Raw genomic sequence first — 21260 nt, forward strand, 5'->3', positions numbered from 1 at the left:
GGCATCGATCGGGCGGGTTCGGCCACAAGGCTCACAAATTTGTCAAACGCGGCCTGAAACCCCTTCACGCTTCGTCCATGAGTACGCGCGCTCGCGCATTGACCTCGCGGTTTTTCCCTGCGAAGGGGGGCGATCATGGAAGCCAAGTTTCAGATCTTTATGATCCTGCTCGCCGTGCTGGCAGGAACCGCGCTGCTGGCGCGCCGGACCAATATCGCGCCGGCCATTCTGCTGATGGTCGCCGGCATTGCGCTCGCCTTCGTGCCGGGCATGCCGGCCGTGGAACTGCCGCCGGATCTGGTGCTGCTGATGGTGCTGCCGCCGTTGATCTATTCGGCGAGCGTCGCCATGAGCTGGCGTGAATTCAAATCCAACCTGCGGCCGATTATCCTGCTCGCGGTCGGCTGCGTGATCTTCACGGCGTTCATGGTTGCCGCCGCAACGCATTACCTGATCGGGCTCCCCTGGAGCGTTGGCTTCCTGCTGGGGGCGATCGTTGCCCCGCCGGACGTGGTGGCGCCGCTCGCAATAGCGCGAAAACTGGGCATTCCGCGCCGTATCCTCGTGGTGCTCGAGGGCGAAGGGCTTGCCAACGACGCCACGGCGTTGATCCTCTACCGGTTTGCGGTCGCAGCCATTTCGACGGGGCTGTTCTCGCTGCCGAAGGCCACCGGCACCTTCGCGGCCATCGTCGCCTGCGAGATCCTGTTCGGCCTGGCGATCGGCTGGCTCTCCCTGCACGCACGGCATCGCACACGGGATCCGCAGATCGAGATCACGCTGTCGCTGATCACCCCCTACATTGCCTTCTGGATCCCCGAGCATTTCGGCGGCTCCGGCGTGATCGCGACCGTCGCCTGCGGGCTCTACATGAGCTGGAACGGACCGCTGCTGATCTCCGCGGCGACCCGCCTGCAGGGCATCTTCTTCTGGGACCTCGTGATCTTTCTGATCGAGGGCATGCTGTTCCTGCTCACAGGATCCCAGATGCGACTGGTCTACGAAAAATCCAAGGCATTCCCGCTCCAGGAGATCGCGTTCACGACGGCGCTCGTTGTCGCCATCGTCATCATCGCCCGCTTTGCCTGGGTTTATCCTGCAGTCTACCTGCCGCGCATCCTCAGCAAGCGATTGCGTGAACGGGATCCGGCGCCATCCTGGCGGGTCACGTTCGTGCTGGGCTTCACCGGCGTGCGCGGCGCCGTGTCGCTCGCCGCCGCGTTGGCGCTACCGCTTGCGCTGCCCGGTGGCGAAGGCTTTCCCTATCGCGACATGATCCTGTTCGTCGCCTTCGGCGTCATTTTCATTACGCTGGTCGGGCTTGGGTCGGGATTGCCGCTGGTGGTGCGATGGCTCGGCGTCGCCAAGGACAGCCGCCGGGAGCATATCGCGGAACACGAATCCGAGATCGCGGCGCGGCGCGAGGCACTCGATGCTGCGCTCAAATCGCTGGATGCCATCACCGACGACCGCGAATTATCCGATGAGGTCGTCAAGCTGCTCCGGGCGCGGCATGAGAACCGGACCAATCAGATCCCGGCATCGCTCGATCCTGCCAGCCACGACGTCTCGGCGGCCGGCACCGCGCTAACGCGGGAGTTGATCGCCGCCGAGCGGAAATTCATCCACGCCCTGCTGCGCGACGGCAAGATCACCGACGAAACCAGGCGGCGGATCGAACGCGACCTCGATCTGGAGGAAGCGAGTTTGAGCAATCGGGAATATCGGAAGATTCCGCTGTAGAAGCCGTCATTGCGAGATGCCGTAGGGTGGGCAAAGCGGAGCGTGCCCACCATCTCGCAGCTCGGTGACTGACGGATGGTGGGCACGTCGCTTCGCTCCTTTGCCCACCCTGCGGATCCTCGCAATGACGATGGCGGGAGTTGAGCCCTACTCCGCCGCCGCGTTCCTGCCTGGCCTGCCGACATAGCCGGCCGCGTCGCCGAACCGCTCGATCATGACGGCGGTGAGGTCCTTGGTTTTGCTGGTGACGCAGGCGCCGGAGCGCACCGCATAACGATCCTGATGCTTGAGGTGTGGCGGCGCCTCACCCTTCTGCAGCGCGCGGGCGGCATCCATCACCAGCTTGCGGAAATGCATGATGCCCAGATCGGTCGGGCCGAGATGTTCGCGGGTGCGGTCGGCGATTAGCCCCTGACTGTCCTGCACGGCGGCATCCTGCTCGGACACACCCTTGATGCCGGTGTAGCTGTTGGTCTTCTGCAGCTTGCGATCGATCAGGTAATCGTTCGACTTGTTGCGCAGCGGCACATAATTCTCGTCAACCTCCGACATCACACCGTTGCCGCGGTCGTAACCGTCACGTTCGGCCTGCGTCAGCGGACGTTCCGGATTCCACGCATAGGTATAGATCCAGCAACTGGTATCCGTCACCGGAACGAAGGTTTGACCGAAAATATTCTCGCCGGGCATCGAGCTTGGCGCATAGGCATGCACCGGCATCAGGAACTGGGCGATGCGCCAGTAGATGTTGTCGGAGCCGGTCAACCGCCCGCCGGCGACCGTCAGCCCGGCCTCGTGCGGATTGATCTTGATCACCGGGCGCGGGTCTTCCGCGATCCATCGCATATGGTCGGTCGCGACCCGTACCAGCGGATTCACAAAGTGCTTCTTGATGTCGAGGATTTCGTTCTCTTCCTTTTCAAAGGAGAGATGGGCGAAGGTGAAGTGCGCGGTGTCGATCGAGCCTTCCAGCGCCTGCACCCAGTTGCAGTCCTGCCATTTCTTCGAGACGTAGCGATGCGACGGCGGCAGCAGCGCCATTTCCAGATCAGGCAATTCGGGCATCTGCTCCGCCGGGCCCATATAGGCCCAGATCATGTCGCCCCATTCCCGCGCCGGATACGACTTGATGCGGATCAGGTCCTTGGCGTTGAGGTCGGGATAGGAGGTCGGCATGTCGACGCAGCGGCCGTCGGTATCGAACTTCCAGCCGTGATAGACGCAGCGGATGCCGCATTCCTCGTTGCGCCCCATCCAGAGATTGGCGCCGCGATGCGGGCAATATTGATCGATGACGCCGACGACGCCGCGGGTATCGCGGAAGGCGAGCAGCTCCTCGCCCATGACCATGATCTTTTTCGGCGTGCCGTCGGCCTCGGGCAGCTCTGCCGACAGCAGCACGGGGATCCAGAAGCGGCGGAGCAATTCGCCCATGCCGGTGCCTGCACCGCTCTCGGTAAGGAATTTGTTGTCTTCTGCGCGGAGCATGGGGAGACCTCCGGATTCTTGTCTTGGTTTTGGTCAAGCTTGGCGCAGCTGTGGCGAGGCGTCAACGCGAATAGGTTCATAGCTGCACGGCGACTGCGTAGGGTGGTTAGCCGAAGGCGTAACCCACCGATCCAGCAAAGGGTGGCGGATTACGCTTCGCTAATCCACCCTGGGAAACTAGACCGGCCGCTCGCCCTTGACCGTTACCCGCGTCCCGGAGCGGGTGTGCGGCCAGTAGTCCCACATCGCGCGGTGCTGGGCGCAGCGGTTGTCCCAGAATGCGACCGCGTTTTCCGTCCAGCGGAAGCGGCACTGGAATAGCGGGTTCTCGGCGTGCTGGTAGAGATAGGCCAGCATGGCGTCGCTCTCGTCGCGCGGGATGCCGACGATGAAACGGGTGAAGCCGCGGTTGACGTAGAGCGCCTTCTTGCCCGTGACCGGATGGGTACGCACCACCGGGTGTTCGGCGCGCGGATACTCGCGTTTGTCGGCGACGCCGTAATTGGTGTAGAGCCCGCGATAAGTCTGCTCGCCGTCGTGCAGCGCGGTCAGCCCGTCGAGATAGGCCTTCATCCGGTCGGACAGCGCCTCGTAGGCGGCATACATGTTGGCGAACAGCGTGTCGCCGCCACGCGGCGGGCACTGCTTGATATAGAGGATCGATCCCATCGGCGGTTCGACGTCGCAGGAAACGTCGCTGTGCCAGCCCTCGCCATTGGCGCGCGGCGAATCCTTGTCGGCGTAGATCTTCATCAGCGCCGGGTCGCCCTCATTGGGCGCCGCCGGATGCACATGCAATTCGCCGAACTTGCGCCCGAAGGCGAGATGCTGGTCGGAGCTGATGTGCTGGTCGCGAAAGAAGATCACGAGGTTTTCGGCGAGCGCGCGATGGATCTCGTCCATCTGGCGGTTGGAGCGCGCTTCCTCCGAGACGAGTTTGCCGATATCGACGCCGGAAATCTCCGCGCCGATGATCGGCGTGAGTTTTTCGACGCCGATGGTCTCGTAAGGGTCGGGTTCGCCGGCAGTGTGGCGGTAGCGCGGTCCCTGTTTGCCGGACAGCGAAGACATCGGCGTTCTCCCAATCGTTCTCGATTGGGAGGCATCGTAGTCCAGACGATACGAAGCGCAATACGGGCAGCGGCCGGAACGTCAATGGTTGACGTTGGCCTTCTGCCGGTTCGCGCGCCAGTCGAGGAACTCGCGATACAGCGGATCGTTGCGGCTGATCGGCGGATTGGCATCCCGGGGCGATCCTACGCCGACCGTTGTCGCCGGTGCTCCCGCCGCCGTCGGATAGGTGCGGTTGAGCCACTCCTGCGCGGCTTCAAAACGCATCCAGCCATCGACGGGTACTCTCGGCGACAACTCTTTCCATTTTGGATGGAACGGCGGCTTTTGCAGCTGGGGCAACTTGGTGAAAAGCGATTCGACCAGCAGAGCGAGGCGGCGATAGCGGTCGTTGTTGGCGGGCCAGTGGTAAGCCGCCAGAATGGCCTCGGCGGCGATCGTATCGACCACGGCGCCGCTTCCAATCAGATTCGGATAGTCCTCCGACGTAAGCTTGGACGGCAGATACTCCGTCTGAAGAGATTTATCATACTCGACCGGCACCAGATGCAGGTCCCGATCCTTGATCTGGCTCAGCCATTGCGAAGGCTTGCCTTCGACGGCGAGGATTGCATCGACCTCGCTCCGGCGCAGCAGGTCGATCGCAAGCCGCGGCTCGCTGTACACGAGATGCGGCTTGATACCCAGCCGCTCGAACACGTTGATCGCCGTCACGAAGGTGCTGGAATCCGGCTGATCGACGACAACCGTCTTGCCATCGAGATCCTTCAGACTGCGAATCGACCGCGGTGCGAGGACGTGCATTTCCTCGTTGAACAGCTTGGTTACGTAGACGAACTGCTGGCGGATGCTGCTGGCGAAGTCCTTGCGCTCAAGATAGGCAAGGGTGTCCTTGCGTACGATTCCGGCGTCCACGCCCCTCAACAGCAGGATGTCCACGACCGCCTGAGCCGATCCGCGGCCGAGAACCGGCAACACCCGGAGGCTCTCGCCATTATCCAGCACCGAACCGAGATCGGCGCCGATCTGGGCATAGGTGCTGCCGAACGAGCCGGTCATGACAGACACGGTGTTGGTGTTCAACTTGACCGCCAGATCGCGTTTGGCCGTACCGTACTGGAAGATGGTCTTGAAGGATTCACTGACGCTGCCGGCATCGATGCCGCTTCGCACCGGGCCGAAGCGTTCCCATTTCCCGCCCGTGAACCGCTGCATCTGCATCTGCTCGATCGGGGCGTGATCGCTCGGGCTGGTATCGATCGCAATGCCCGGAATCAGCATCGGGACCTGCAGACCTTTGAGGGTGGCCGCCTGCCGCATGATGTTTTCCCGGGACAGATCGTCACCGGATCTCCGCAGCACTTCGACCATCGTTCTGGCCAGTGCGTAGCTGTAGGAAGTCAGCCCATCGCTCTTGGACAGGCTCGACGCATACCGGTCCATGAAAGCGGACCATTCCCGAAAGGCGGGGTCGTTGGCGGTCAGGGGATCGTCGGGTTCGAGGTAATACCCGGCCGACAACACGCCTTCCGCATTTTCCAGGCCGGCCGGCCGCAGCACCGCGACCGAGTTGGAAGCCGCCTCGAGGAGTTGAACCGGTCTCCAGCCGAGTTCGGCGGCACGACGGATGGCGATGGTGGCAAATTTCGGGGTCGTGAAATTGACGAAGATATCGGCGCCCGAAGCCTTCAGCCTGGCGATCTGCGGATCGATCGAAGGGTCCGTGACCTTGTACGGGGCCAGGGCGGCGATCGGAATTTTGGTGCCGAGTCCATCCTTCAAGCCCTTGAGGGCGTCATTGCCGAAAGCATCGTCCTGATACAGCACCGCGATCTTGCCGTGCGGATAGTTCTCCAGCAGATACTGCGCATAGATGCGGCCTTCAGTCTGGTAGTTCGGCTGCCAGCCCATGGTCCAGGGAAATTCCTGCGGCTGATCCCACATCGCCGGGCCCGAGGCGTTGAACAGTTGTGGGACCTTGCTGGAGTTCAGATAAGGCCGCACCGCCGCACTCGTGGCGCCGCCGACGCTTCCAAACATTAGGAGGACGCGGTCCTGCTCGACCAGCTTGCGGACCAGTTCGACCGTCTTGGCGGGGTTGTAGGCATCATCATAGGAGATGAACCTGATCCGCCGGCCGTTGATGCCCCCTTCAGCGTTCACCTTGTCGAAGTAAGCCGAAAGGGTCTTGCCGATCACGCCGTAAGCGGAAGCCGGTCCGCTGTACGGCATGGTGTTGCCAATGCGGATCTCATCATCGCCGGGACCTGCGGCAGAAACCGATTGAGTGGCCGACGCCGCTGCCACCGCGGCAAACATCAGGCGGACCGCAATGCTTCGCCATCTGGTTGTGCCCGACCGATCCTGCGGAGCGTTGAGCTGTTGCCGCTTTGAAGCCGGCTCCAGCGAAGCCGTATCGAACGTGGTTCCCATTGCGCCCCCGTTTTCTTGTTATTTTTTGGGTGCTGGGAAGATTGCCGTTTCCAACTCACCCGCATTAAGGGCAAGTCAGGCGCCGCCGTGCGTCGGAACTTTGTCCCGATTTCGTCAACTTGATGTTGCGCACTGCGCCTATTGCAGGGCGGCATGCATCATCGCGCATATGCAACCAGCACGAGTGCGACGAAGTTCATTGCACGCGACTTCGAACGTGAGGTCGGGAGGTGCCCTACTCCGCCGCGGTCGTCTCTGGCGCCTTCGCGCCCGCGCCATAGCGCTGGTCGATATAGTCGATCACCAGCGCCTTGAAGTCGGCGGCAATGGACGGCCCGCGCAGGGTGCGGAATTTCTTGCCGTCGACGAACACCGGCGCGGCCGGCGCTTCGCCGGTGCCGGGCAAGGAGATGCCGATATTGGCGTGCTTGGATTCGCCGGGGCCGTTGACGATGCAGCCCATGACCGCGACGTTGAGCGTTTCGACGCCGGGATACTGCGTCTTCCAGCCCGGCATTTCCGTGCGGATGAAATCCTGGATCGAGCGCGCCAGCTCCTGGAACGTGGTCGAGGTGGTGCGGCCGCAGCCCGGACAGGCCGCGACCAGCGGCACGAAGGTGCGGAAGCCCATGGTCTGCAGCAATTCCTGCGCGACCTGAACTTCCAGCGTGCGGTCGCCGCCGGGCTCCGGCGTCAGCGAAATGCGGATGGTGTCGCCGATGCCGTCCTGCAGCAGGATGCCGAGCGCCGCCGATGACGCCACGATGCCCTTTGATCCCATGCCGGCCTCGGTGAGGCCGAGGTGGATCGCGTAGTCCGAACGCGAGGCCAGCGTCTGATAGACCGCGATCAGATCCTGCACGGCGGAAACTTTTGCCGAAAGGATCATCTTGTTCTTGGGCATGCCGAGTTCTTGGGCGCGGGCCGCCGACAGCAAGGCCGACTGCACCATCGCTTCGCGGGTTACCGCGCGGGCATCGCGCGGGTTCGCGGAAGCCGTATTCTCGTCCATCAGCTTGGTCAGCAGTTCCTGATCGAGCGAACCCCAATTGGCGCCGATACGGACCGCCTTGTTGTTCTTGTTGGCGATCTCGATGATGTCGGCGAACTGTGTGTCGCGCTTGTTCTTGAAGCCGACATTGCCGGGATTGATGCGGTATTTGTCGAGCGCCTCGGCGCAGGCCGGATACTCGGCGAGCAGCTTGTGGCCGATGTAATGGAAATCGCCGATCAATGGCGTGGTGATGCCGCGCTTGCGCAGGCCGTCGCGGATATGCGGAACCGCGGCAGCGGCCTCATCGCGATCGACGGTGATGCGCACCATTTCGGACCCGGCGCGCGACAGCGCCGCGACCTGCGCGATCGTGCCTTCGATATCGGCGGTGTCGGTGTTGGTCATCGACTGCACGACGATCGGCGCACCCCCGCCGACGGCAACATTGCCGACCATGACCTGGGTGGTCTTATGCCGGGCGCGGGGGCCGGCGACGTCGTCTTGCGGAATTATTTCGGGCTTGTTCATGGGGCCTCGGATATCAGGTTTTGATGACATTCACCAAGGGCGAGGCGAACGCGCTGTGCGCCTCGTCACACGTGGATTTTTATGTTGTATATTCAATAGTTTAGGCTGATCGCGGCAGCCGGAAGCAAGCAGAAATACCGCAACTTTCCGTTAACCGCTATATTGGACAGGAATCGCCGAATTGAAAGGGCGAGCACCCTTCCCGGCCGCCTTTTCATGGCCCGATGCGGGCTTTAGCATCGGCCAAAATAACGGGAGGGCCAACGATGTCGGGGCGTAACGGGCTGGTCTCTACGGCGGAACTCGCCGCTATTCTAGGCCAGGCCGACCTGCGCCTGTTCGATTGCACCACTTATCTCGAACCCGCACCCGAAGGGTCTAGCCTTCCCTATCTCGCAGTGCCCGGACGTCACACGTTCGAAGCCGGGCATATTCCAGGCGCGGATTTCTTGGATCTGCAGGGCGAGTTCTCGGATTCCAACACCACGCTTCGCTTCATGATGCCGGATATAGGGCAGCTTGAGGCCGCGTTCGGCCGTCACGGCGTGTCTAACGAAAGCCCGGTCGTGCTGTACAGCATCGGCACGCCGATGTGGGCGACGCGGTTCTGGTGGATGCTGACATCGCTCGGCTTCGAGAATGTCGCGGTGCTCGACGGCGGCCTCGACAAATGGAAGCTCGAAGGCCGCGCCCTCGAAACCGGACCGGCGAAGGGATACCAGCCGGCAACATTCACGGCCAAGCCGAAGCCGGGATTTTTCGTCGACAAGCACCAGACGCTCGCGGCCACGTCCGAGCAGGGCACGGTTGTCGTCAACGCGCTCGGCCCGCAGTTTCACAGGGGACTCGAGCCCAGCCGCTACGGCCGGCCCGGCCGCGTGCCCGGCAGTTGCAACGTGTCGGCGGCCACGCTGCTCGATCCGCAGACCAAGGCTTTTGTGCCGCTTGCGGAGGCGGAAGCCAAATTCAAGGCGCAGGGCATCACGAAGGACAAGCGTGTGGTCGCCTACTGCGGCGGCGGCATCTCGGCGACCGTCGATCTGTTCCTGCTGCATCAGCTTGGCTACGACAACCTCACGCTCTACGACGGCTCGATGGGCGAATGGGCCAAGGATACCGCGCTGCCGATCGAGACGGGTTGAAACCGATATCCCTCAGCCTCATTGCCTGCGACAAACGCGAAGCGTTTGCGCAAGGGAGCGATAGCGACGAAGCAATCCATCTTCCAGCACGTGCGGAAAGATGGATTGCTGCGCGGAGCCTGTCATCGGGCGCGCATTCGCGCGACCCGTTGGCTCGCAATGACGGAGAGTTACGCCGGCACGTTCGGATCCGGCGTCACCTTGGGGTCCGGCTTGTTCACGAGATAAAGCCCCGCGATGACCAGCAGCGCCGCGACGCCGAAGGCGATTGTCAACGTATCATGCATGATGAAGTAGGCGGCGACGACGCCGAACAGCGGCGTGATGAAGGTGAACGACGACAATTTGCTCGGCGAATAGGTCTTCACCAGCGCGAACCACAGCACGAAGGTGCAGCCAACCACCCAGATCGCCTGATAGGCCAACAGCGAGATCGACAGCGCGCCCGGCATGTGGGTGATCTTTTCGCCAAACAGCCACGATGCGAAGCCCAGGATCGGGATCGACACCGCGACCTGGTAGCCGAGTGCTTTTTCGGGCGCCGCGTTGCGCAGCCGCGTGCCCTTGGCGATCAGCGTGGTCGCGCCCCACAGCGCGCCACCGGCGACCACCAGCAGATCGCCCAGCAATACCTTGGCATCGACGTTCGGCTGCGGCACGCCGATCGCAAGCGCGACGCCGGCAAAGCTGAGCCCCAGTCCGCCCCATTGCAGCATGCTAAGACGTTCGCCGAGAAACTGGTAGGAGCCGAGCGCGACGAAGAACGGCGCGGTGTAGAGAAACACCGCCGCGCGCGACGCCGAGGTGAACACCAGCCCGGTGAAGATCAGCACGAACTCGATACCGAACAACGTGCCGGCCATCAGGCCGGGAACCAGCGAACCGTCGCGCTCGAAGAATTTCACGCCGCGCAGCCAGCCGGCGAACAGCATCACCGGCAGCGCGCCGGCAGAACGGATCAGCGCCTGCATCATCGGCGGAACATCGGGCAGCGCGAGCTTCACCGCGATCTGGTTGAACCCCCAGCTCAGGCACAGCATCAGCATCAAGGCGATGGCGCCGGGGGTCAGCGCACGCCCGGCAGAAGATAGCACTGGCTTGGAAGACATCTAACCTCGTGGCCGGCTTGGCGCCGCGTTGATTATTTTTGGCAATGTGCGCAGGTACCGGCAATCTCGACGACGGAAAGTTTTGGCGCGAATCCGGTGGCACGCGCCGCCGCGTTGAGACTTTGCGCCACCGGGGCTGCGGGGATTTCACCGACCGAGCCGCAATGATCGCAAATCAGGAACGCCACCATCGAGGTTTCGTCATGGTCATGTGCGCAGGCCAGAAACGCGTTGCGGCTCTCGATCCGGTGAACGAGGCCGTTCTCCATCAAAAAATCGAGCGCGCGGTAGACCGTGATCGGCGCCGGCCGCGGCATCGACTTGGCGAGTTCGTCGATCACCTCATAGGCGCCGAGCGGACGATGGCTCGACAGCAGCGCCTGCAGCACCTGGCGACGGATCGGGGTGAATTTCTGCGTCCGCCGCGCGCAGACCGCCTCCGCATGCGCCATCGCGTCCGCGGTACAGCGGCCGTGATCGTGGTCCGGCGCGGGAAATGTCGGCTTTGTCAGGGTCATCTCGGGCTTTTGTAGCAGTTTGACAGCCGATCCCAAAGCCCGGCCGCCCGCAGGTTCCCAGCCATGTGCTGGAAGCGGATCAGGTCCCTTGTTAACGCGTCATGCAGAATTCATAAGCAAGCTTATTATATGGCAAGCTTATGGAGGCGAGGCCGATGCGCGGTTCCGTGGATATGAACTTCCTGTTTACGCTCGGCGAAGTGCAGCGGATGATGCGCGCCTATGCCGACCGCCAGGCGGCGCGCTATGGCATCACCCGCGCGCAATGGGCGGTTCTGGCCAAGGTCGAGCGCACCGAAGGCCTGAAGCAGTCGGAACTCGCCGAACAGATGGAGATGCAGCCGATCACGCTGACGCGGCTGATCGACAAGCTCTGCGACAATGGCTGGATCGAACGCCGCGGCGACCAGAACGACCGCCGCGTCAACCGCCTCTATCTGCGCAAGGCCGCCCGTCCGCTGCTCGGCAAGCTGGCCGGGCTTCGCTCCGAACTGACGGCGACCGCGCTCGACGGCATCAACGCCGCCGACGCCCATCGCCTTCTCGACCAACTCGACCTGATCAAGGAGAACGTTCGCAACGCGATCCAGCATCCGGCGAACGAACCTCCTCGAAAGGAACAGCGCTATGGCTGATCCCGTGCTTAAATTCCCGCCCGAACAGAAGGGCAATCCCGCAGCTCCGGAGTCGCGGCCGAAACTCGCGGCCGAGCCGCGCCGCCGGCTGATGGCCGGCATGCGCCGTTATCGCCGCTTCCTGCTGCTGGTGGTGCTGCCGCTGGTTGCGCTGGTGGCCGGCGTGACGTTCTATCTCAATGGCGGCCGCTACGTGACCACCGACGACGCCTATGTCGGCGCGCAGAAGGTTCTGATCACGCCCGACATCTCCGGCAAGGTCGAGAGGGTCGTGGTGAAAGAGGGCCAGCAGGTTGCTCCCGGCGACGTGCTGTTCGAAATCGATCCGGTCCCGTTCCGCCTCGCGGTGGCGCAGGCCAAGGCCAGCCTCGCGCAAGCCAACGTCACCTATGACAATCTGATCGCCGACTTGCGGATCTACGGCCAGATGGGCGAGCTTTCGCAGCAGGGCATGGATCTGAAGAAGCGTGACGTCGACCGCAAGTCGGCGCTGGTGAAGAACAATTTCGGCTCGCAGCTCGACCTCGACAACGCCTCCACCGCCCTCGTCACCGCGAGCGCGCAGTACCAGTTGCTGCAGCAGAAGATCGCGACCGCCAAAGCGCAGTTGCTCGGCAATCCCGACCTGCCACTCGCCGAGTTCCCGCCCTATGCCCAGGCCAAGGCGGCGCTCGACCAGGCCCAGCGCAATCTCGACCACACCGTGATGCGCGCGCCGATGGCCGGTATCGCGACGCAAGTCGAGCAGATTCAGCTCGGCCGCTTCGTGATGGCGGGCGCACCGGTGTTCAGCATCATCGACACCTCGAAGCCGTGGGTGGACGCCAATCCGAAGGAATCCGATTTCACCTATGTGGCGGTCGGCCAGACCGTCACGATCGAGGTCGATGCCTTTCCCAATCATGTGTTCAAGGGAACGGTCGGCTCGCTCTCGCCCGGCACCGGCGCGCAGTTCGCGATCCTGCCGGCGCAGAACGCGTCGGGCAATTTCGTCAAGGTGGTGCAACGCGTCCCGGTGCGGATCTATTTCGATCAGAACGACAAGTTCGTCCGCAAGCTGAAGGCCGGCATGAGCGTCTACGCCACCATCGACACCAACCATCGCCGCTCGCTGCCGGCCATGCTCGGCATGTCGCCGGCGGTGGCGAACCAGGACCACGAATAACGCCATGACGACGTCGGGCCCATCATCGGCCGCCGTTCCGGGCCTGCGCCGGAACATGGTGACGATCTGCGCCATGACGGCGACCATCATGCAGGCGCTGGATACGACCATCGCCAATGTCGCGCTGCCCTACATGCAGGGCACGCTGTCGGCGTCGCAGGACCAGATCAACTGGGTGCTGACATCCTATATCGTCGCCGCCGCGATCATGACCGCACCCGTGGGGTGGATCGCCAACCGTTTCGGCCGCAAGCGCATCTTCATCGTCTGCTCGGCCGGCTTCACGATTGCTTCCGTGATGTGCGGACTGGCGCAGGACATCACTCAGATGGTCGTGTTCCGCCTGCTGCAAGGCGTGTTCGGCGCGGCGCTGGTGCCGTTGTCGCAGGCGGTGATGCTCGATTCCTACGCGCTGCATGAGCGGGCGAAAGCGATGGCGATCTGGGGCATGGGCGTCATGATGGGCCCGATCATGGGTCCGTCACTCGGCGCCTGGCTGACCGAGACCTATTCCTGGCACTGGGTGTTCTTCGTCAACCTGCCGTTCGGCATCTTCACCGTGCTCGGTCTCGTCATCTTCATGGACGAGACCAAGAAGAACCTCGAGCTGCGCTTCGACTGGTTCGGGTTCACCGCGCTCGCGATCGCCATCGGCGCGCTGCAGCTCGCGCTCGACCGCGGCGAACAGCTCGGCTGGCTGGAATCCAATGAGATCATCGCCGAGTTCATCGTCTCCGCCATCGGCTTCTACTACTTCCTGGCGCATTCGCTGACGACTGACCGGCCCTTCATCCAGTTCGCGCTGTTCAAGGACAAGAATTTCGTCGGCGGCTGCGTGTTCATGGCCGTGATGGGGCTGGTGCTGTTCTCGACCATGGCGCTGTCGTCGCCCTTCCTGCAGAACGTGATCGGCTATCCGATCATCACGGCGGGGCTACTGCTGGCAAGCCGCGGCTGCGGCACATTCGTGGCGATGATGCTGGTCGGCCGCCTGATGCGCCATATCGAGGCTCGGACGCTGATCATATCGGGCCTCAGCATCACCTGCCTGTCGCTGTTCTATATGACCGGATGGACCGACCAAACCGGCGGGACCGAGATCGTGGTCGTCAGCGTGGCCCAGGGCTTCGGCTTTGGCCTGGTATTCGTGCCGCTTTCCACGGTGGCTTTCCTGACGCTGCCCAATCATTTGCGCACCGACGGCACCTCGATGCTGACCCTGATGCGCAATGTCGCGAGCTCGATCGGAATCTCGCTCGTGATCGCGCAACTGACCCAGGGTTCGCGCTACACCTACGCGGTCCTGTCGGAGCATATCAATCCGTTCAATCACGCCCTGCAGATGCCAAATGTGCGCGGCATGATCGATCTCGCGACCGACACCGGCCGCGCCATGGCGGACTTGATGGTCAAGGTGCAGGCGCAGATCATCGCGTTCTCGCACGACTACCAGATGGTGATGATCTTCACCGCCTGCGCGATCCCGCTCGCCATCATGATCGGCTCCACCAAGGCCGCCCTGCGCGCCCAATCGGCCGCACCTGACCATGCCGTGATGGAATAGGATTCAGGGTTCGAGCAGTTCCTTGCTGAGCACTGTACGCCACGCCGCGGGATCGGGGCTCGTCTCCGGACCGATCGCATAGGACTCATAGAGGCCGTCGGCTGTCTTGTGTCCCGCCGCCTTGATGTAGCCGATGAACTCGCCCCAGGCGTTGCCGAGACCTTCAAAGCCGCCGTGATAGGTGGTTTGGACGATCTTCATGGCGGACCACTGCCCCGGCTTCACGCGACCAACCGGTGCAAATGATGTGGCGACCGGCAGGCATATCTCGAAATCGAAGACCTCGCCGGGATTACGAAAGTGGTGGGTGAACCACGGCCCTGTGATTGCAACGTTCTGCGCGGCGACGGCCGCCTTCAATTCGGCAAGTCCGGGCCCCATGACGTGGCGAATCTCTTCCCGCGGAACCCTGAGCGGAATGGATGCCGTGAGCTGCGGCGTGGTTTGAAGAATGCGAAGCGGTTCGATCACGGCTATCTCCCGTTTTGGCGCGCGGCCGATGATTCAGCGGTTGAGCGCCGCGGATCAGTTGAGCGTGGTCTCAAGCCGCGCGTAGCTCGCTTCCATGCCGTGCTCCATGCCGGTCGACAGCATGGCGGCCCGCGTCGCGGCATCGGGCAAGGTCATCCGCATGGTCATCAACGTGCCGGTCCCATCAGGCGCGAACGTCGTTTCAACGTGGTTGTCCGGCGTCGCATCGGGCATGTGCATTCGCTCGACATGAACGAGCCGGCTGAACGGCACCAGTTCGAGAAATTCACCAGTGACATAAAATCCGGCGCCTTCGCCGTTGGTCCACTCGTAGCGGATCTTGCCGCCCGGTCGCGCCTCGTTGATGCAAACCGGCATCGTCCAGCCTTCCGGACCGAGCAGCCACTTCTGGATCAGTGCAGGCTCGGTGTGCGCGCGATACACCGCTTCCGGCGCGGCGGCGAAGCGCCTGGTGATGACGACATGGCGGTCGCCTTCCGTCTTCAGCGTCATCTTGGTCATCGGGATTGCCTTTCACTCTTCGGTTTTCATGGCGGCCAGAACGTCGTCGAGCCGGTTGTAATTTGCGGACAGGGCTCGCCGGAGCATCGCAAGCCATTGGTCGATCTCGGTGACAGCCGTCGGCGCCAGCCGGCACGGCCGCTTGGTGCCTTCGACGCGGCGGACAATCATCCCTGCGCCTTCGAGAACCTTGAGATGGCGGGAAATGGCGGGCTGCGTCATCTCGAATGGCTCGGCCAGCTCCATGACGGTGGCTTCGCCAAGTGCCAGACGCGCGAGAATTGCCCGGCGCGTCGGATCGGCCAGCGCGGAAAAGGAGGCATCGAGGTTCGGCATCGTACATCTCATATCGGTTATATAACTATATTATTATATAACCGATATCTTATTGTCAAGCCGATGCCGCGTCAGGCTGGTGACCCGCCCTGTTTAGCCTGCAGGCTCAACCACATGCCGCCCAGCGACAGCGCGCCACCGATCAGATGGATCGCGGTCGGCGCCTCGCCAAGAAACAGGATCGACAGCCCGGCGCTGACGATCGGCCCGAGATAGAGGCTGAGCGACGTCGACACCGCGCCGAACTTCGCGCCGAGATAGGCATAGGCCGAATAGGCAAAGAGGCCGGGGACCAGGCCTGCGAAGAGATAGACCAGCGCCGCACGCCCGCTGAACGCGGCTGCCGGCGCGGCCCACATTTCATGGATGGCAAAGGGCAGCGAGAACAGTGCGCCGGCCGCAGCGAACAGGCCGATCCGCGCTAGAAAGCTCACACCGCTGCCGACGCGGTTCTGCAGCAAGGTGTATCCGGCCCAGCCCAGCATCGCCATCGTTACGAGCAGATCCCCAATCGCCACGCCTGAACCAAAGGTGCCTTGCCCCTTGGTGATGATCACCGCCGCGCCCGCCAGCGAGAGCAGCATGCCGATGATCTGGATTCGATGGATGGCTTCCTGGCCCGAGACGAAAGAGACGAGCAGCACCACGAGCGGCGCGAGCGCCATGATCAGGGAAAGATTGATCGCCGAGGTCGTAACACCGGCGACATAGACCGGGCCGCCGCAAACGAACATGCCGAGGAAACCGGCCAAGACGATGCCGGGGGTCTGTCCCCGCAACACGCCGGGCTTCTCCCGCAAGGCCATCACGACCGCCGGCAGCAGGCCGAGCGCCACGATGCTCCAGCGAAAGAACGCGATCGAGAACGGCGGAACACTCCCGGCAATACCGCGCGCCAGGATCATGTTGGAGACCTGGGCGGTGGCGATCAGCAAAAAGCCGAGCAGGCCGAGCACTTCGCGCGTCCTGCTGGCGGCTTCTTTGGGTTCGGGCATGTTCAATCCGGTGCTGGCGTCGCCGCCGACGGCACGATTCTATCCCCCGGCTTAGCGGCAGCTATAGCTCGAAGCCTGCTTTGCATCTCCGTTGCCGTTCCAAATCGTCCGCAGCGGATAGACGCAGACGGGATAACTGACGCTGTTGTCGCGCGATGTCAGCAGGATTTCACCCGGCGCGGTGCCCTTCTCGACCCAATCCACCAGCGCGGTGAAGAACTGGTCCTGCTCGCGAGTCGGCGTCTGGTTGGCATTGCCAGGCAGTTTTGGCAGCGGCACCGTGTCGTTGTTGCCGCCGACGGTATAGGCCCGGCCCTGAGAGCTATGCGCCGAACCCGGCAGCAAATACATCCGCATGAACTTCTGCACCTCGGCGTGCCCGCCCATCGCCGCCACCACGCGCTCGTGATAATTGATGTTGCCGGCCGGCGGGATCGCGTCGTCGACGAGACCCGTGTAGACGATCACCTTGCGTCCGAGATCGCGCAGCTTGCCGAGATCCGGCTTGTCCGTGATGAGATCGCTGAATAGCGTCGGCTGCAACGCGACGCCCTTGTTCACGGCGTCGGCGAGCCCGACGTAATCCAGCTCACCCCATTTGTTGCGTACATTGGTCGAGCCGTTCGTAATCGGATCGCTCGATGACGTGCTGGCATCGGGCGCATAGCTGACGTCCTGCAGCGCCAAAGCGACGCCGTAGGAAGAAGCACTGGTAATCAGATTTCCGATGGCGGTGCTCTTGGTGAACGTCCACGAGAGCTGGTTCTTGCCGAGCGATTTGCCGGAGCGCGCATCGACGCTCTGCGCGACGTCAAAGCTTCCATCGCTGGTGGCGCCGAACCAGATTCGGTTCAGCGCATTCGCCTCCTTCAAACTCATGCAGGTTGCCGGGTCGTTATTCCTGCCGGTCACGCCTTCGTCGGCCACGCCCACGCACAAGAAGTCAGCATCGCGCGCTGGATTGTAGTCGCAGGCAAAAGGATCGAGCAGGAAGCCGAGGCCCGGCTTGTCGCAGGCGGCAACCGCGCGCTTGTTGGCAGCGGCGACCTTGGCGGCGAAGGCCGCAGCTTCCGCCTTGTTCGCCGAGGTGAAGCCGAGCTCGGTCTTCATCACGATCTGGGGATACAATCCCGCCGTTCCGAATTTCGCGATGCTGAGCGCCGGCTGAGCGATCATGTAGCCGTCGTAGAGCTCCGGATATTCCTGGGCGATCTTCATGCCCTGCCGGCCGCCCTGCGAATGGCCGTCATAGTAGGCATATTTCGGTGCCTTGCCGTAATAGAGATTGACCAGCGCCTTGGTCTTGACGGCCTGCTCGACCATCGCCCGCACGGAGAAATCGCGAAGCGATTCCACGTTGACCTTGCCGTTGGACAGAAACGCGAACGAGCCGTCCTGATACCAGGGCTGACCCGCATCCGTGGTGCCGGACGCGTAGCCGATATTGGCGTTGACGATCGCCGGCACCTTGCTGCCGATCTTGTCGGCATAGCGATGGCCGCCGCCGACCCAGCCGCCGCCGCCATAGTTGCGGATGCGCTCGTTCCAGTTGGCGTGCGTCGGCAGCCAGACCTCGATGCCGATACCTTCCGACCAGGAGCGCGCGGTCTTGTCCTTCTCCGCCGTGGCGCCCGGACCGACCAGCAGCTTCACGAGGCAAAGGTCGGCCGCCGCCGTGATGGGCTGCGACGCATCGGGTGCTTTCAGCTCCTCACCCTTCTTAACCAGCCGCACCGCAATGACGGCGGTATCGGCGTCGGGCCGAAAGGCGGTCTTGATGCCGTCATCGCAAGGAAGCGGCTCGGCCAACGCCGGCGTCAGATGGCAGCAGGCGGCAATCAGCAGCGCCGCGGAGATGTTGGTTCCTCGCGTGATCGACATCGTTTCGCTTCCCTTTTGATTTTCTTGTTGTGCGGATCAGGTTGCTCAGGCTTTGGGCATGGTCAGCGGTCGCGATTCACGGCTTTGCGCCGCCAGCCTGATTGCGGCGTTGGCGGCGCCGAACCCGTGATAGTTACGGCGCTGCACGATCTCGAAGAAGAACCGCTCGTCGAAGGCGTGGGTGTAGACTTGGAAGAATTCGCCGTCGCCTTCGCGGTCGTACAGAATTTGGTTGTCGCGCAGCGCGGCCATGGTCGCGGCGTCGAGGCCATATTTGGCTTCGATATCGTCGTAGTAATTGTCGGGAATCTTCAGGAAATCCGCACCGCGCGTGCGCATGTCGGCGATCGCAGCAAAGATATCGCCGCAGGCGAACGCGACGTGCTGCACGCCGGAGCCGAAGAATTCGTGGATGAAGCGGGCCGACAGCGTCCGCGTCGCCGATGAGCCGTTGAGCACCACGCGCAGGTTTTCGCTACCGTTGATCAGCGCCTGGCTCTGCACCAGCCCCACCGGGTCGGCGATTTCCATCTGCGGCAGGCGTTGGAGGTCCAGGATGCCGGTGTAAAACAACAGCCATGACAACATCTCGTCGTAGGGCATCGACTGCGAGATATGGTCGACCGCATCCAGCCGATCGCCGGACGCGTCGCCGCGCAACGGTTCGAAATCGAGGTCCCAGTTCTTGCCGGCCTCTTCGAGGAAATACAGCAGGCTGCCGCCAACGCCGCGGATCGCGGGAATTTCGAGTTCGCCCGGCCCGACGGGCTGGTAGAAGGTCCGTGCCTTCAACGCCTCCGCCCGCGCCATGGTCTTGCTGGCGTCGTCGACATCGACCGCGATGGCGCAGACGCCGGGACCGTGTGCGACGAAATGCGAATGCGCAAAGCCGTCCGGCTCGCAATTGATCACGAGATCGATACAGCCTTGCGACCAGCGATCGACATCCTTGCTGCGATGCGCGCCGGTCTTGCGAAAGCCGAGTTGTCCGAACAGGGCAGCGAGGTCTTTAGCCTTCTCTTCGCTGACGGCGAACTCGATGAAGCCGACGCCGCTGCTCTTCGCCTTCGGCTGCAGCGGCAGCGCCGGAGCGGCGGATGCCGCGCCGCGAACCTCATCCTCGAGCAGAATGAGGGAGCGCAGCCCATCGGTCGCAGTGCGGACCGCGGAGCCGGCGCGAAACTGATCGTTGAAAATCTCCAGCGACAGCGGGCCCGCATAGCCCGTAGCCAACACGGCCTCCACGAACGACGCAACCGGCAGGTCGCCCTGCCCCGGGAAGCAGCGGAAATGCCGGCTCCACGACAGCACGTCGAGGCCGAGTTTCGGCGCGTCGGCCAACTGCACCAGAAAGATCTTGTCGGCCGGGATCGATTGTATAGGCAGCGTCGGGAACGACGGCGCCAGCGCGTGAAAACTGTCGAGAATGATGCCGATCGATTTGTGGCCGGCGCGGCGCACGATCTCCCAGGCGTCGCGGTAGTCGTTGACGTGACGTCCCCAGGCGAGCGCCTCATAGCCGATGCGCAAGCCGCGCGCGGCGGCGCGTTCGCCGAGTTCGCGGAAATCGGCGGCCGCGCGATCGATACCACCGAGCGAGGCTGGCGAAATGTTGCTGCAGATCAGCATCAGGTCGGTCTGCAGTTCCTGCATCAGGTCGAACTTGCGTTCGGCGCGGGCGAAATTGCGGGCGCGCTGCGGCTCCGGCATGCCTTCGAAGTCACGGAACGGCTGGAACGCGCAAATCGAAAGCCCGAGATCCCGGCACATCTGGCCGACGTCCCGCGGGCTGCCGCTGAACGACAGCAAATCGTTCTCGAAAATCTCAACGGCGCCGAAGCCGGCGGCGGCGATCGCGCGCAGCTTCTCGTCCAGCGCGCCGCTCAGTGAAACCGTCGCAATCGACTGCGTCTTCATGCAGCAGTCTCCGTCATGGTGCCGCCCAGGAACAATTGTCCGATGCGGGGATCGTTCAGCACGCGCTGCGCGGTGTCGACGAGCCGGGTCTGGCCGAGCTCGAGCACGATGCCGTAATCGGAAATCTCCAGCGCCGAGCGGGCGTTCTGTTCGATCATCAGGATCGACACGCCGCGGTCGCGAAGATCTTTCAGAATGTTGAAGGTCTGTTGCACCATCAGCGGCGAAAGCCCGATCGACGGCTCGTCGATCAGCACCAGTTGCGGATTGAGCAGCAGGCCGCGGGCGATTTCGAGCTGTTTCTGCTCGCCGCCCGACAGCGTGGACGCCTGCTGTGTTGCCTTCTTGCGCAGCACCGGAAATTTATCGAGCGCCGCCTCGATCCGATCAGGCAGGTCGGTGATGTCGCGGCCTGCGACGACGGCGCCAAGCTGGATGTTGTCGCGTACCGATAGCTCGGGGAAGATATTGCGGCCCTGGGGCACGTAGCAGATCCCTGATGTCAGCAATTCGCGCTGGCTTTGCCCGGTGACGTCGCACCCTTTGAACACGACCCTGCCTTCGCGCAGCTTCAGCAGGCCGAAGATCGCCTTGAACACAGTGGACTTACCGGCGCCGTTCGGGCCGATCACGGTGGTGATGGAGCCCGCCGGCACCGAGAAGGTGGTGCCGTTGAGGATCGTCATCTTGCCGTAGCCGCCGACAAGGCCTTGAACATCCAGGATGGCATCGTTCATGGATCGATCCC

General features: G+C 63.0%; 18 protein-coding genes. 5 read left to right on the forward strand and 13 right to left on the reverse strand.

All coding sequences use genetic code 11. The annotated features are described in order from the left end of the window. The first annotated feature begins 135 nt into the window (after positions 1-135). Positions 136-1743, forward strand: coding sequence for a Na+/H+ antiporter (locus ACPPVP_RS41975; protein WP_426529857.1), 1608 nt, complete (start codon positions 136-138; stop codon positions 1741-1743). 147 nt (positions 1744-1890) lie between these two features. Here ACPPVP_RS41975 and ACPPVP_RS41980 read toward each other — a convergent pair whose 3' ends face one another. From ACPPVP_RS41980 to ispG, 4 genes are all read right to left on the reverse strand, one after another. After that, positions 1891-3231, reverse strand: coding sequence for a Rieske 2Fe-2S domain-containing protein (locus ACPPVP_RS41980; RefSeq protein ID WP_426529859.1), 1341 nt, complete (start codon positions 3229-3231; stop codon positions 1891-1893). Between the two features lie 177 nt (positions 3232-3408). Beyond that, the gene (locus tag ACPPVP_RS41985; RefSeq protein WP_426529861.1) at positions 3409-4302 is read right to left on the reverse strand and encodes a TauD/TfdA dioxygenase family protein; all 894 of its coding nucleotides are present in this window, start codon (positions 4300-4302) and stop codon (positions 3409-3411) included. 81 nt (positions 4303-4383) lie between these two features. After that, complete coding sequence (locus tag ACPPVP_RS41990; protein WP_426529863.1) at positions 4384-6735, reverse strand: ABC transporter substrate-binding protein; 2352 nt, start codon at positions 6733-6735, stop codon at positions 4384-4386. Between the two features lie 235 nt (positions 6736-6970). Further along, positions 6971-8257, reverse strand: a complete 1287-nt coding sequence (ispG, locus tag ACPPVP_RS41995; protein ID WP_426529865.1) for a flavodoxin-dependent (E)-4-hydroxy-3-methylbut-2-enyl-diphosphate synthase — start codon at positions 8255-8257, stop codon at positions 6971-6973. Positions 8258-8523: 266 nt separating this feature from the next. Here ispG and ACPPVP_RS42000 point away from each other — a divergent pair, with 266 nt between their 5' ends. After that, complete coding sequence (locus ACPPVP_RS42000; RefSeq protein ID WP_426529867.1) at positions 8524-9399, forward strand: sulfurtransferase; 876 nt, start codon at positions 8524-8526, stop codon at positions 9397-9399. A 170-nt stretch (positions 9400-9569) separates the two neighbouring features. Here ACPPVP_RS42000 and ACPPVP_RS42005 read toward each other — a convergent pair whose 3' ends face one another. Both ACPPVP_RS42005 and ACPPVP_RS42010 read right to left on the reverse strand, forming a co-directional pair. Then, positions 9570-10508, reverse strand: a complete 939-nt coding sequence (locus ACPPVP_RS42005; RefSeq protein WP_426529869.1) for a DMT family transporter — start codon at positions 10506-10508, stop codon at positions 9570-9572. Between the two features lie 32 nt (positions 10509-10540). After that, on the reverse strand, positions 10541-11026 hold the full coding sequence (locus ACPPVP_RS42010) for a Fur family transcriptional regulator (RefSeq protein ID WP_426529871.1): 486 nt from the start codon (positions 11024-11026) through the stop codon (positions 10541-10543). A gap of 140 nt (positions 11027-11166) precedes the next feature. Here ACPPVP_RS42010 and ACPPVP_RS42015 point away from each other — a divergent pair, with 140 nt between their 5' ends. From ACPPVP_RS42015 to ACPPVP_RS42025, 3 genes are read left to right on the forward strand one after another with little or no spacing between them, the layout of a single operon-like run. Continuing rightward, positions 11167-11661: a MarR family winged helix-turn-helix transcriptional regulator gene (locus ACPPVP_RS42015; protein ID WP_426529873.1), complete on the forward strand. Its 495-nt coding sequence runs from the start codon at positions 11167-11169 to the stop codon at positions 11659-11661. Next, a complete protein-coding gene (locus tag ACPPVP_RS42020) occupies positions 11654-12826 on the forward strand; it encodes an HlyD family secretion protein (RefSeq protein WP_426529875.1) in 1173 nt (390 codons plus the stop codon). Before ACPPVP_RS42015 ends, ACPPVP_RS42020 begins: the two co-directional genes overlap by 8 nt. 4 nt (positions 12827-12830) lie before the next feature. Then, positions 12831-14390, forward strand: coding sequence for an MDR family MFS transporter (locus ACPPVP_RS42025; protein ID WP_426529877.1), 1560 nt, complete (start codon positions 12831-12833; stop codon positions 14388-14390). Positions 14391-14393: 3 nt separating this feature from the next. Here ACPPVP_RS42025 and ACPPVP_RS42030 read toward each other — a convergent pair whose 3' ends face one another. The 7 genes from ACPPVP_RS42030 to ACPPVP_RS42060 all read right to left on the reverse strand — a co-directional run bounded on the left by ACPPVP_RS42030 (position 14394) and on the right by ACPPVP_RS42060 (position 21249). Further along, positions 14394-14861 (reverse strand): GyrI-like domain-containing protein, encoded by a 468-nt coding sequence (locus ACPPVP_RS42030; RefSeq protein WP_426529879.1) that lies wholly within the window; start codon positions 14859-14861, stop codon positions 14394-14396. Positions 14862-14915: 54 nt separating this feature from the next. Then, positions 14916-15383, reverse strand: coding sequence for an SRPBCC domain-containing protein (locus tag ACPPVP_RS42035; protein ID WP_426529881.1), 468 nt, complete (start codon positions 15381-15383; stop codon positions 14916-14918). Between the two features lie 12 nt (positions 15384-15395). Then, positions 15396-15719, reverse strand: coding sequence for an ArsR/SmtB family transcription factor (locus tag ACPPVP_RS42040; RefSeq protein ID WP_426529885.1), 324 nt, complete (start codon positions 15717-15719; stop codon positions 15396-15398). 71 nt (positions 15720-15790) lie between these two features. Further along, positions 15791-16714: a DMT family transporter gene (locus ACPPVP_RS42045; protein ID WP_426529887.1), complete on the reverse strand. Its 924-nt coding sequence runs from the start codon at positions 16712-16714 to the stop codon at positions 15791-15793. 51 nt (positions 16715-16765) lie between these two features. Next, positions 16766-18595 carry a tannase/feruloyl esterase family alpha/beta hydrolase gene (locus ACPPVP_RS42050; RefSeq protein WP_426529889.1) on the reverse strand — a complete coding sequence of 610 codons (1830 nt, stop codon included), beginning with the start codon at positions 18593-18595 and terminating at the stop codon, positions 16766-16768. Between the two features lie 45 nt (positions 18596-18640). Further along, positions 18641-20512, reverse strand: coding sequence for a bifunctional sugar phosphate isomerase/epimerase/4-hydroxyphenylpyruvate dioxygenase family protein (locus tag ACPPVP_RS42055; protein WP_426529891.1), 1872 nt, complete (start codon positions 20510-20512; stop codon positions 18641-18643). After that, on the reverse strand, positions 20509-21249 hold the full coding sequence (locus tag ACPPVP_RS42060) for an ABC transporter ATP-binding protein (protein ID WP_426529893.1): 741 nt from the start codon (positions 21247-21249) through the stop codon (positions 20509-20511). Before ACPPVP_RS42060 ends, ACPPVP_RS42055 begins: the two co-directional genes overlap by 4 nt. Positions 21250-21260: the final 11 nt, after the last annotated feature.

Origin of the sequence: Bradyrhizobium sp. McL0615 (genome assembly GCF_049993905.1) — a bacterium.
Lineage (GTDB): Bacteria > Pseudomonadota > Alphaproteobacteria > Rhizobiales > Xanthobacteraceae > Bradyrhizobium.